Source organism: Streptomyces sp. NBC_00523 (genome assembly GCF_036346615.1).
Lineage (GTDB): Bacteria > Actinomycetota > Actinomycetes > Streptomycetales > Streptomycetaceae > Streptomyces.
In genome coordinates this window covers 5,565,570-5,577,908 of record NZ_CP107836.1, presented here as the reverse complement: position 1 = coordinate 5,577,908, position 12,339 = coordinate 5,565,570, and the positions used below count along the sequence as shown (strand labels likewise).

Sequence of the window (12,339 nt, the reverse complement as noted above, 5' to 3'; positions counted from 1 at the left end):
GAACCGATGGGGTTCGAGCGGTTCGGACGGGTCGGGGATGCGTTCATGGCCGGGTGCGGTGGGCTCGGTCGCGGACCATCAGCGCGGCCCGCTTCTCCGGGAGTTCGATCTCGGCGGAGAGGCGGAATCCGGCGCTCAGGAACGCGGAGACGGACGGGGCGTTACGGACGTCGGGCTCGGCCACGACCCGGGTGCACAGGGGGGCGTGGTCGAGCACGAGGCCGGCCACGGCCCGCAGCAGCACCGTGCCGGTGCCCCGGCCCCGGTGGCGGCCCTCACCGATGAGGAGGTGCACGCCCATGTCGTACGGCCGGGCCGGGTAGTGGCGGGCGAGCGGGTCGAGGTCGGCGCGGTACAGCTCCCAGTAGCTCATGGGCTCGCCCGACAGCACCCCGATCCACGGGGTGCTGTGGCTGCCGTCGGCGAGCTGGGGGGCGAGGTGCCGGGCGGTGACTCTCTCGTCGCCGGCCAGCTCCCAGAAGGCGGCGACGACGGGGTCGTTCATCCAGCGGGTGAGGGCCGGAAGATCGCGCTCCGGGCGGACGGGGACGAGCTGGAACTCCCCGGCCGGTGTGGGGACGGGGGGCCATTCCGCCCGGAGGACGGGCCCGGCGGGCGCGTCGGGGGGAGACACGGGTGGCGCTCCTCTCTCAGCTCACGGCGGTGCTCTCGGCGATCGGTTCTTCGGCCCCCGGCCCTCAGCCGTGCAGGGGGTTGGTGAGGGTGACGTAGACGGACTGGGTGTCGACGGGGCCGACGAGTTCGTCGAGTCCGTGCAGGCGGGTCAGCATGTTCGCCTTGCAGCGCAGGCGCGGGTTCTCCAGCAGGTGGGCGGGGAACGGCGAACCCAGTTCGCCCGCCGACTTCAGGAACCGCCGGAAGGCGTCGATGAGCATCTGCTCGTCGGCGAGCCCCTGGGAGCCGAACGCCCCGATCAGTCCGAACACGTTGTTGATGCCGAGGTAGTACGCGAAGCGTTCGTCGGTGACGGCGTCGGAGACGAAGGTGTCGCTGACCGATCCGATGCCGGGGAGCCGATGGTCGAGCGCGGCGCGGTGCGATTCCCGGAAGTAGTAGCCCTGGTTGTCACGGTAACGGCCGCCGGTGGGCCAGCCGTCCGTGTCCAGCAGGACGAGGGTGTTCTGCTGGTGGGCTTCGAGCGCGACCCCGGCGTGCGCGTCGAGCCACAGCACCGGGTGGACGACGCGCTCCAGGTAGCGCAGGAACCACTCGGCGGCCACCGCGGTCGTCGTCCGCCCGGTGTCCGCGGCGAGGCGGTGGACCACGTCGGCGAGGCGCGAGTGCAGCCCCGTCCGGCCCGGCCAGGGGCGGGGAGCGGTGAGCCCGGCGATGCAGACGGCGTCGTCCTCGCGGCTGAAGGGGTTGTGCCGCAGCATGACGTCGAGGCCGTGCACGGGCGCGCCGTCCGGGGTGTCGACGGCGAGCCAGGCGGGGTCGCGCACGATGTCGAAGCCGGGGTGCGCCGCGTGCCACTCGCGGGCGAGTCCGGTACGGAGCAGCCGGTGGACCTCGACGCCCCGGTGGAGCTCCTTGCGGAGGTTCTCCCGGCGGGAGTTGGTGATCCGGACGCCGAGGGAGAGCTTCAGCATCAGGTCGGTCCCCGGCCGGTGCACGGTGCGCACCGACGAGGTGGGGTGCCAGGGGGCGCCGTACGGGCCGAGGTCGTGCAGGAGACCGGCGTCGAGCAGGGCGGCGACCTCGGGGCGGCTCCGCAGTTCGCGGGCCTGCCAGGGGTGGAGGGGAAGCGGCGCGGTGTGTTCGGGGAGGGCCAGGCCCGGGGCGTGCCGGGCGACGAGGTCGGCGGCGGGCACGGGGCGGCCCTGGTCGGTCCACGCGGAGTCGGTGGCCAGCACGGAGCGGTCGGCGGCCATCCAGTGGAGCGGGAAGGAGCCGTGGAGCTCGGGTGAGTAGAGGCGCGCCTCGGCGTCGGTGAGTCCTTCCCTGCTCTTGGGCGAGGGATGCAGGGGGTGGCCGAGGAGGAGTGACTGTTCCGCGGTGAGGAAGAGGTCCGCCTCGTCGGGTGCGGCGGGCCGGCGGCGGCGCTCCTCGATGAACGAGGCGGTGCGCCGTACCGAGTCGGCGACCCGGCCGGCCATGTCGGCGCCTTCGTGGTGTCCGGCCTCCCGGCCGAGCAGGGCGGCCACGGTGATCGCGTCGGCGGTGGGCGCGGCGGCGGGTGCCTGCTCCAGGGCGGGGGGCCCGAAGCGGTGCCAGCCGGTGGCGGACCAGTGGCGGACGGGGACGAGCAGGGCGGTACCGCTCGCGGGAAGCGGGATGCGCAGGGTCTCCCCGGCGGGCTGGGGAAGGTCGTTCTCGCGGACCCAGCAGCGCAGCAGGTTCTCGACGCCGGCCGCGTCGGCGGCGCGGAGCGGGTCGGGATGGTCGAGGGGGTCGGCGGGCCGCGAGGCGCGCCACAGGTCGTGGGGGGTCTCCTTCTGGCGCGGCACCGTCGTCGCCTCGACGGCGAGCCCGCCGGGGGCGTCCGACTCGGGGAGGTGGCTGGGGGGAGGGCCGTCGGCCTCGGGCGCGGGGGTGGGGTTCACGGCGGTCTTCCTGTGCTGGTGTCCGTGGTCAGCGGAGCGATCCGGTCGGCAGACGGCGGTGCGGTGAGCGCTCCGCCGCTGCCAGGGCGTCGGCGAGGCGGTCGACCACCGCTGTCGCCTGTTCGTCGGTGAGCGTGAGGGGCGGCAGCAGGCGTACGACGGTGGAGTACCGGCCGCCGAGTTCGACGATGAGCCCGCGGCTCAGGCACTCCTGCTGGACGGTGGCGGCGAGGACCGGGTCCGGGGGCGGTTCGGTGCCGGTGCCCTGCGGGCGGGCCTCGGGGTCCACGATCTCGACGCCGATCATCAGGCCCCTCCCCCGGACGTCGCCGACGCACGGGTGGTCGGCGGCGAGCGATCTGAGGCTCGCGAGCATGCGGGCGCCGAGGACCCCGGCCCGTTCCGCGAGGCCGTTCTCGCGGACGTACGCGAGGGTGGCCGTGCCGGCCGCCATGGCGAGCTGGTTGCCGCGGAAGGTGCCGGCGTGGGCGCCGGGCTGCCAGGTGTCGAGCTCCGAGCGGTAGACGATCACGGCGAGCGGGAGGGAGCCGCCGATGGCCTTGGACAGCACCATGACGTCGGGCACGATGCCGCTGTGGCCGACGGCCCAGAAGGCGCCGGTCCGGCCGACGCCGGTCTGGACCTCGTCGGCGATGAGGGGGATGGACCGGGTCTCGGTGATCTCGCGCATCCGTCGCATCCAGCCGTCGGGCGCGGGGTTGACCCCGCCCTCGCCCTGGACCGGTTCGAGGATCATCCCGGCGGGGGCGGGCGTGCCGCTCTTGGGGTCGTCCAGCAGGTTCTCGGTCCAGTGGGCGGCGGTCCGCGCGCCGGCCTCGCCGCCGATGCCGAAGGGGCAGCGGTAGTCCTGCGGGAAGGGCAGCCTGGTCACCCGTACGTCCTCGGCGCCGCCGGAAGCCGCGAGGGCGCCCGCCGTCATGCCGTGGTAGGCGCCGGTGAAGGCCAGCAGGCCGCTGCGGCCGGTGGCGGCGCGGACCAGCTTGAACGCCGCCTCGACCGCGTCCGTACCGGCGGGTCCGCAGAACTGGACCCGGGCGTTGTCGGCGAAATCCCGCGGCAGCGTGCTGAACAGCTCCGTGACGAAGGCGTCCTTGACCGGGGTGGCCAGGTCGAGGACGTGCAGCGGGGCGCCCGAGTCGAGGACCCTCTTGATTGCCTCCAGGACGACCGGGTGGTTGTGGCCGAGGGCCAGCGTCCCCGCCCCGGAGAGGCAGTCGAGATACCGCCGCCCGTCCGCTCCCTCGATGGTCAGCCCCCGCGCCCGCACCGGCACGATCGGCAGCGACCTGGCGTAGGTTCGGGCGGCCGATTCACGCAGGGACTGGCGGCGCAGGATGCCTTCGTGGGCCGCCAGGGGTGGCGCCGGAGCTGGTTCGGTCACGGCCACGGCTCTTGATCCTCCCGCTGTAACAGTTGCGTTGCACGTCAGTACGATTCCGCAAGGACGGCCCGCGAGGGTGAACGCTGTCTCCGTGCCCCCCACGCGTACCAACGACCGAGGGGGCGAAGGATCACGGGTAAATCCGAAGATCCTTGCGGAGCGCAACCCTGCCGCGCACCGCCGACAGCGGCACCGGCATAGTGGGGGCCGCGCCGGGCTCGGGCACGTCCCGAAGAACGCGCTGCTCCCTGCCCGTTCGGCGGACCATGCGGCGCGCCGGACACAAGTGCAGTACAGAAGCGTTGAGTTACGAAGTCCCAGGGGGATCAGCAGATGCGTCTCGTTCGACCAGGAAGCACCGCACGTCGCGGCAGGAGTGCGCGTCGCGCCTCCTCCCCCGTGCTCGTCACGGCCGCGGTCACCGCGGTCCTCGCGCTCACGGCCACCGCCTGCGGGCCGACCGAGGACGACGCGAAGTCCGAGCCGAGCACCAGCGCCTCGGCCGGTGCGACGTCGGACGGCAAGATCGCCATACCGGACGATCTGAAGGACCGGCTCAAGGAACACGGGATCGACATCGACAAGTGGAAGGGCGGGGAGTGGAAGAACTGGGACAAGGACAAGTGGCTGCGTGAGGCCCAGGACTACATCAACCCGATCATCGCGGGCCTCTGGGACCCCGACCGCATGCAGGACGCCGACAAGCCGCCCGAGAAGCCGGTCGACAACGACATCTCCGGCGACGAGGGCGTGACGGACCCGACGCCCGCGCCGGTACGCGCCGTCGGCGTGCAGACGCAGTACCACGACAACGCGCCGGAGTCCGGCAAACTGTTCTTCGACGGCCCCGAGGGCTCGATGGTCTGCTCGGCGACCGTGGTGAAGGACCCGGCGCACCCCGGCAAGTCCAACATGGTGTGGACCGCCGGCCACTGTGTGCACGCCGGCAAGAAGGGCGGCTGGTACCGCAACATCGCCTTCGTTCCCTCGTACAACAACAGCGGCATGTCGACGGCCGAGCTGCGGAACAACCCGCCGAAGGAGAAGGTCGCCCCCTACGGCATCTGGTGGGGCACCTGGGCGCAGACCTCCCAGCAGTGGATCGACCAGGGTGCCTCGGTCGGCGGCCTCGGCGCCCCGTACGACTTCGCCGTGCTGCACGTCACGCCCGAGGAGGGTTCGAGCGGCAAGTCCCTGGAGGAGACGGTCGGTTCCGCCCTTCCGGTCGAGTTCAACGCCCCGGCGGTGCCCAAGATCACCGACATGACGGCCACCGGCTTCCCGGCCGCGGCGCCGTACGACGGCCAGAAGATGTTCCAGTGCAAGGACAAGCCGGGCCGTCTGTCGCTCGCGCAGGACGACCCGACGATGTACCGCATCGGCTGCTCGATGACCGGCGGTTCGTCCGGCGGCGGCTGGGTCGCCAAGGGCCAGGACGGCAAGCCCGCACTGGTCTCGAACACCTCCATCGGCCCGGTGACGGCGGGCTGGCTCGCCGGTCCGCGCCTCGGCCCGGAGGCCAAGGGCGTCTACGACGCGGTCAGCGACAAGTACGCGGACAAGTAACAGGCAGGACCGCGCCCGCACGGGTGCGTACGACGGAAGCCCAGGGGCCTCCGGAGCGGCGGAGGCCGCACCGGAGGCCCCTGGCACGCAGACAGCAAGTGTGCAGATTTCAGGGGGAATTCTTTTCATGCGATCCATACGTCCGCTGCTCGCCGCGACCGGTCTGGTCGCCGCGCTCGCGCTGACGGCCACGGCCTGCGGCCCCACCGAGGACGAGGGCGCCGACAAGCCGGCCGCCTCCGCATCGGCCTCGGGTGGCACCGATGAGGGCAGCGGCCTTCCCGCCGGGCTGGCCGACCAACTCAAGAAGCACGGGATCGACCCGGACAAGTGGCGCGACGGCGAGTGGAAGAACTGGGACAAGGACAAGTGGCTGCGTGAGGCCAAGGACTTCGTCAACCCGGTCATCGAGGGGCTGTGGAAGCCCGACCGGATGAAGTCCGCGAAGGACCCGGCCAAGACCATGGCCGCCGGTGACCTCTCCGGTGACCAGGGCGTCTCCGACCCGGAGCCCCGGCCGGTCACCGCCGAGCGCGAGAAGACGCCGTACCACAACTACGCGGCCCCGGTCGGGAAGGTCTTCTTCGACTCCCCCAAGGGCCACATGGTCTGCTCGGGCACGGTCGTCAAGGACCCGAAGCACCCGGGGAAGTCCAACCTGGTGTGGACCGCCGGGCACTGCGTGCACGCCGGATCCGCCGGCGGCTGGTACCGCAACATCGTCTTCGTGCCCGCGTACAACGACCAGGGCAAGAGCCCCGCGGCGCTGCAGAACGCGCAGCCGCAGGAGATCGCCCCGTACGGCGCGTACTGGGCCGACTGGGCCAGCACCTCCGGTGAGTGGATCAAGGACGGCGGCCCGACGGGCGGCGAAGGCGCCCCGTACGACTACGCGGTGCTGCACGTGAAGCCGGAGCAGGGCACCAAGTCCCTCGAGGAGACCGTGGGCAACGCTCTCGCGGTGAACTTCGACGCCCCCGAGATTTCACAGATCAGCGCGATGGGCGCCTGGGGCTACCCGGCGGCCCCGCCGTACGACGGTCTGATCATGCACAAGTGCGTCGACCGTCCGGGCCGGCTCTCGATCAGCCCCGCCACGCCCACGATGTACCGCATCGGCTGCTCGATGACCGGTGGTTCGTCCGGTGGCGGCTGGTTCAGCGAGGGCAGCGACGGAAAGCCGGCGCTGGTCTCGAACACGTCCATCGGCCCGGTCACCTCGGGCTGGCTGGCGGGACCGCACCTCGGTGAGGGCGCCGAGCAGATCTTCACGATGATGAGCGAGAAGTACGGCGCCCAGTAGCGACGCCGTCCGTACGAAGGCCGGAAGGCCCGTCCCCTCGCGAGGGGACGGGCCTTCCGGTCGTTCCGGGTGCGGTGCGGCTCAGTGCACGGCGGGGATGAACGAGGCGAGCTCGGCGGCCAGCTCCTCGTTGACCCGCGCCTTGATCAGCGTGCCCTCCGAGGTGTGCTCCTCGGAGACCACTTCGCCCTCGGCGTGCACCCGGGAGACGAGTCCGCCCTGGGTGTACGGCACGAGTGCCTCGACCGCGACCGACGGACGGGGCAGCTCGCTGTCGATCAGCGCGAGCAGCTCGTCGATGCCGGCTCCGGTGCGGGCGGAGACCGCGATGGCGTGCTTCTCGTTGCGCAGGAGGCGCTGGAGGACCAGCGGGTCCGCCGCGTCCGCCTTGTTGATCACGACGATCTCGGGCACGTCCGTCGCGCCTACCTCGCGGATCACCTCACGCACCGCGGCGAGCTGCTCCTCCGGCACCGGGTGCGCGCCGTCCACCACGTGCAGGATGAGATCGGAGTCCCCGACCTCCTCCATGGTGGAGCGGAACGCCTCGACCAGGTGGTGCGGCAGATGCCGTACGAACCCGACGGTGTCGGCGAGCGTGTAGACCCGGCCGCTCGGCGTCTCGGCCCGGCGCACGGTCGGGTCGAGGGTGGCGAACAGGGCGTTCTCCACCAGCACTCCCGCCCCGGTCAGGCGGTTGAGCAGCGAGGACTTGCCGGCGTTGGTGTATCCGGCGATGGCGACCGAGGGGACCTTGTTGCGCCGGCGTTCCTGGCGCTTGAGGTCGCGGCCGGTCTTCATCTCCGCGATCTCCCGGCGCATCTTCGCCATCTTCTCGCGGATACGGCGCCGGTCGGTCTCGATCTTGGTCTCACCGGGACCACGGGTCGCCATGCCGCCACCGCCGCTGGTACCGCCACCGCCCATCTGACGGGACAGCGACTGACCCCAGCCGCGGAGCCTGGGCAGCATGTACTGCATCTGCGCCAGGGAGACCTGCGCCTTGCCCTCTCGGGATTTGGCATGCTGGGCGAAGATGTCGAGGATCAGGGCGGTCCGGTCGACCACCTTGACCTTGACGACGTCTTCCAGGTGGATCAGCTGGCCCGGGGACAGCTCACCGTCGCAGACGACGGTGTCGGCTCCGGTCTCCACGACGACGTCACGCAGTTCGCGGGCCTTGCCGGAACCGATGTACGTGGCCGGATCGGGCTTGTCGCGGCGCTGGAAGACGGCGTCGAGCACCTGGGCGCCCGCCGTCTCGGCGAGGGCCGCCAGCTCGGCGAGCGAATTCTCCGCGTCCTGCACGGTGCCCGAGGTCCAGACACCGACGAGCACGACGCGCTCCAGGCGGAGCTGTCGGTACTCGACCTCGGTGACGTCCTCGAGCTCGGTGGAGAGGCCGGCCACACGCCGCAGCGCGGCACGCTCCGAACGGTCCAGCTGGTCGCCGTCCCGCTCTCCGTCGATCTCGAAGCTCCAGGCGACGTCCTCTTCCATCAGGGCGTCGGCCCGCAGGCCCTCGGTGAGGCTCTCGGTCGCGTTCTCCGTGGCACTCTGCGCGTTCTGCGCGTCCTGGGGAAGGGAAGAAGAGGAGGTCATTGGATCCTTACGTCGATAGAAGTGGTTGCATCAGTCACAACGCGTGACCTGTGCGGAAGATTCCCGAGGGGGAAGTGCTCCGCTCCGGCCGCCTCGGCGACCCGTCGATAGTGGCACGGCGGGCGCGGGGCGTCACCCCGGTTTACGAGGCGGCCGGCGCGGTGCTCCGCCAGTCCGGGTGCCCCGGCATGGGCGGTGTCTTCGTCCCGTACAGCCAGCCGTCGAAGAAGGCGGTCAGATCGCGTCCCGCCACCTGCGAGGCGAGCCGGACGAAGTCGGCCGTGGCGGCGTTGGAGTCGCGGTGCTTGTGGACCCAGAGCCGTTCCAGCCGGCCGAAGGCGTCGTGCCCGATCTCCTGGCGCAGCGCGTACAGGACGAGGGCGCTGCCGTCGTAGACCACGGGCCTGAACAGGCTGATCTTCTGGCCGGGCTTCGGGGCCGCGGGCCGGGCGGGCGGGCCTCCGGCGGCGCGCCAGGTGTCCGAGCGGATGTAGGCGTTCCGCATGCGTGCCTCCAGCGGGGCGTCCATGTGGTCCTCGGTGTACCGCGCCTCGTACCAGGTGGCGTGCCCCTCGTTCAGCCAGAGATCGGACCAGGACTGCGGGGAGACGCTGTCACCGAACCACTGGTGGGCCATTTCGTGGACCATGACCGACTCGACGTACCAGGCGGGGAAGCGCGTGTCGGTGAACAGGCGCTTCTCGAAGAGGGACAGGGTCTGGGTCTCCAGCTCGAACCCGGTCTCGGTGTCGGCGACGAGGATTCCGTAGTTCTCGAAGGGGTAGCGGCCGACCTGCCGCTCCATCCACTCCAGCTGGGCGGGGGTCCTCTTCAGCCAGGTCTCCACGCGGTCCCGGTCGGCGGTGGGTACGACGTCGCGGACGGGCAGTCCATGCGGTCCGGTCCGCCGTACGACGGTCGAGTCGCCGATGCTGACCTGGGCCAGTTCGGTCGCCATGGGGTGTTCGGTGCGATAGGTCCAGGTGGTGCTGTCGCCGTTGCGGCTGCGGCCGGTGGGGACGCCGTTGGCGACGACGGTCCTGTCGTTCGGCGCGGTGACGCGGAAGGTGAAGTACGCCTTGTCGGCGGGGTGGTCGTTGCTCGGGAAGACCCGGTGTCCGGCGTCCGCCTGGTTGGCCATCGCGAGCCCGTCGGCCGTGCGCACCCAGCCGCCGCTGTCCTGTTCGCCGTTGGGATCGCTGGTGTGGCGGACGGTGATGCGCAGGGGCACCCCGGCCGGGATGCGGCCCGCCGGCCGTACGACGAGGTCCTCGCCCGCGGTCTCGAATCCGGCGCGCAGCCCGTTGACGGCGACTGAGCGCACGGTGCCCCGGGTGAAGTCGAGGTTGATCCGGTCCAGCGGCTCGGTCGTCCGCGCGTCGATGGTGGTGACGGCGTCCAGCGGCACGTCGTTGCGGCCCTTGTAGGTGAGGCCGATGTCGTACGCGAGCACGTCGTAGCCGGGGTTGCCGAGGTGCGGGAAGAGCGGGTCGCCGATGCCGAGGGGCACCGGGTCGGCGGGCAGGGTGGCGGCGACGAGGGCGGCCGACGCGGCGGCCAGCACGGCGGCCCGCGAGCGGCGGGAGAGGAACGGCATGCACTACGGCTATCAGCGCCGCCCCGCCGGACGGGCGCGGCGCGCGCCGCGCCACCCGAATGAGAACGCGGTTGAGGGTCCGGTGCCAGAGAGAACCCGGCTGACCGCCCGGTGCCTCAGAGCGCCCCGGCCGGATGCTGGGCGCGGCTCACGTCGTACACACCGGGCACCTCGCGCATGGCGCGCATCAGCGCGGGCAGACCCGCCGCGTCCGGGAGCCGCAGCGTGTAGGTGTGCCGTACGCGCTGTTCGGTCGGCGGTTCGACGGTCGCGGAGATCACCGCGGCGTCGGCCCCCGCGATCGCCTCGGTGAGGTCGGCGAGCAGCCGGGGGCGGCCGAACGATTCGGCGACCAGGGTCACCCGGCACGCCTGCTCGTCGCCCCAGCTCACCGCGACCGGTGTCCGCCCGACCGCCTCCATGCGGGCCACGGCGGGGCACTCCAGCCGGTGCACGGTGACGGCGGCGCCGCCGCGTACGGGGATGCCCGTGACCTCGTCGGGGGGCACGGGCGTGCAGCAGCCGGCGAGCCGTACCGCGGCGTCCGGCCGCTCGGTCACGGCGGTCGCGGTGCGGGCGCGGGCGGTCCGGGGCGCCGGGGCCGGGACGGGCTGCGGGCCGGGGTCGGCCGGCACACCGGGCCGGCCGGTCTCCGCGGTCTGCGGGTGGGCGTCGAGCCAGCCGGTGATGGCGATGCGGGCGGCGGGGGTGCGCGTGTGGTCGAGCCAGTCCGGCGAGGGGCCGGAGGCGGCGTCCTCGGCGAGCAGCGGCTGCACGGTGTCGCCGTCCTTGAGGACGGTGCTCAGGGTGGCCAGCCGGCCGTTCACCCGGGCCCCGATACAGGCGTGGGCGGCGTCGCCGTGCTGGGCGTAGGCCGCGTCGACGCAGCTGGCGCCGGCGGGCAGGCCGAGCGTGCCGCCGTCCGTGCGGAAGACGGTGATCTCGCGGTCCTGGGCGAGGTCGGCGCGCAGGCTGGTCCAGAAGGTGTCGGGGTCGGGTGCGGACTGCTGCCACTGGAGGAGGCGGGAGAGCCAGCCGGGGCGGGTGGGGTCGGCGCGTTCGCCGTCGGCCGGTTCGGCGGTCTGGGGGGCGCCCTCGGAGGCGTACGGATTGCCGAGGGCGACGACGCCGGCCTCGGCGACCTTGTGCATGCGGTGCGTGCGGATGAGGATCTCGGCGACCTCGCCGTCCGGGCCGACGACCGCGGTGTGCAGCGACTGGTACAGGTTGAACTTGGGGGCGGCGATGAAGTCCTTGAACTCGGAGATCACCGGGGTGAAGCAGGTGTGCAGCTCGCCGAGGACGGCGTAGCAGTCGGCGTCCTCACCGACGAGCACGAGAACCCGTCCGAAGTCGCTGCCGCGCAGTTCGCCGCGTTTGATGCGGACGCGGTGGACGGAGACGAAGTGGCGGGGCCTGACCAGGACCTCCGCGGAGATGCCGGCCTCACGGAGCACCGAGGCCACGTTCCCCGCGGTGGCGCCGAGCGGGTCGGGGCCGTCGGCCGCCTCGGTGATCAGCGCGTCGGTGCGCGCGTACTCCTCGGGGTGGAGGATGGCGAAGACCAGGTCCTCCAGCTCGGTCTTGAGCGCCTGGACGCCGAGCCGTTCGGCGAGGGGGATCAGCACGTCGCGGGTGACCTTGGCGATCCTGGCCTGCTTCTCGGGGCGCATCACGCCGAGGGTGCGCATGTTGTGCAGCCGGTCGGCGAGCTTGATCGACATGACGCGCACGTCGTCCCCGGTGGCGACGAGCATCTTGCGGAAGGTCTCGGGTTCGGCGGCGGCCCCGTAGTCGACCTTTTCGAGTTTGGTGACGCCGTCCACGAGGTAGCAGACCTCCTCGCCGAACTCCTCCCGCACCTGGTCGAGGGTCACCTCGGTGTCCTCGACGGTGTCGTGGAGCAGGGACGCGGTCAGCGTGGTCGTCTCGGCGCCCAGCTCGGCGAGGATCAGGGTGACGGCGAGCGGATGCGTGATGAAGGGCTCACCGCTCTTGCGCATCTGCCCCCGGTGAGAGGTCTCGGCGAGCAGATAGGCGCGTTGCAGGACCGAGAGGTCGGCGTCGGGATGATGGAAACGGTGCACCTCGGCGACATGCGCGATCGCGTCGGGGAGCCGGTCGCGGGAGACCGGACCGAAGAGCGCGGCTCTGCCGAGCCTGCGGAGGTCGATCCGGGGACGGCCCCGCCTGCGGATGGGAGCACCTGGGCTGGTGGCCTCTGCACTCATGGGGGCACCTCCGGCGACGTCGACCGGCGGTGGGGAGGCGCGGCGCGCCTCCGGGCCGGTGCTTGATGCTACCG

At 72.1% G+C, this 12,339-nt stretch carries 8 protein-coding genes; 2 read left to right on the top strand and 6 right to left on the bottom strand.

What is annotated here, in order from left to right; all coding sequences use genetic code 11:
- Nucleotides 1-43 precede the first annotated feature (43 nt).
- From OHS17_RS25395 to OHS17_RS25385, 3 genes are all read right to left on the bottom strand, one after another.
- Nucleotides 44-634, bottom strand: a complete 591-nt coding sequence (locus OHS17_RS25395; protein ID WP_330314005.1) for a GNAT family N-acetyltransferase — start codon at nt 632-634, stop codon at nt 44-46.
- Nucleotides 635-698: 64 nt separating this feature from the next.
- A complete protein-coding gene (locus OHS17_RS25390; protein WP_330314004.1) occupies nt 699-2,564 on the bottom strand; it encodes an IucA/IucC family protein in 1,866 nt (621 codons plus the stop codon).
- A gap of 28 nt (nt 2,565-2,592) precedes the next feature.
- Nucleotides 2,593-3,972: a diaminobutyrate--2-oxoglutarate transaminase family protein gene (locus OHS17_RS25385; RefSeq protein ID WP_330314003.1), complete on the bottom strand. Its 1,380-nt coding sequence runs from the start codon at nt 3,970-3,972 to the stop codon at nt 2,593-2,595.
- Between the two features lie 327 nt (nt 3,973-4,299).
- Between OHS17_RS25385 and OHS17_RS25380 the strand changes: the two genes are divergently transcribed.
- Both OHS17_RS25380 and OHS17_RS25375 read left to right on the top strand, forming a co-directional pair.
- Nucleotides 4,300-5,532 carry a hypothetical protein gene (locus OHS17_RS25380; RefSeq protein ID WP_330314002.1) on the top strand — a complete coding sequence of 411 codons (1,233 nt, stop codon included), beginning with the start codon at nt 4,300-4,302 and terminating at the stop codon, nt 5,530-5,532.
- A gap of 127 nt (nt 5,533-5,659) precedes the next feature.
- Entirely contained in the window at nt 5,660-6,835 is a 1,176-nt protein-coding gene (locus OHS17_RS25375; protein WP_330314001.1) for a trypsin-like serine peptidase, read from the top strand.
- 81 nt (nt 6,836-6,916) lie between these two features.
- Here the strand turns inward: OHS17_RS25375 and hflX are convergent, their stop codons facing one another.
- The 3 genes from hflX to OHS17_RS25360 form a co-directional block, all read right to left on the bottom strand.
- On the bottom strand, nt 6,917-8,437 hold the full coding sequence (gene hflX / locus OHS17_RS25370) for a GTPase HflX (RefSeq protein ID WP_073861183.1): 1,521 nt from the start codon (nt 8,435-8,437) through the stop codon (nt 6,917-6,919).
- Nucleotides 8,438-8,579: 142 nt separating this feature from the next.
- Nucleotides 8,580-10,034, bottom strand: a complete 1,455-nt coding sequence (locus tag OHS17_RS25365; protein ID WP_330314000.1) for a M1 family metallopeptidase — start codon at nt 10,032-10,034, stop codon at nt 8,580-8,582.
- A gap of 116 nt (nt 10,035-10,150) precedes the next feature.
- Complete coding sequence (locus OHS17_RS25360) at nt 10,151-12,265, bottom strand: RelA/SpoT family protein (RefSeq protein ID WP_330313999.1); 2,115 nt, start codon at nt 12,263-12,265, stop codon at nt 10,151-10,153.
- Nucleotides 12,266-12,339: the final 74 nt, after the last annotated feature.

Coding starts and splice junctions, on each gene's coding strand:
- OHS17_RS25380 (WP_330314002.1), top strand. CDS start 4,300: ATGCGTCTCGTTCGACCAGGAAGCACCGCACGTCGCGGCAGGAGTGCG.
- hflX (WP_073861183.1), bottom strand. CDS start 8,437: ATGACCTCCTCTTCTTCCCTTCCCCAGGACGCGCAGAACGCGCAGAGT.
- OHS17_RS25375 (WP_330314001.1), top strand. CDS start 5,660: ATGCGATCCATACGTCCGCTGCTCGCCGCGACCGGTCTGGTCGCCGCG.
- OHS17_RS25360 (WP_330313999.1), bottom strand. CDS start 12,265: ATGAGTGCAGAGGCCACCAGCCCAGGTGCTCCCATCCGCAGGCGGGGC.
- OHS17_RS25365 (WP_330314000.1), bottom strand. CDS start 10,034: ATGCCGTTCCTCTCCCGCCGCTCGCGGGCCGCCGTGCTGGCCGCCGCG.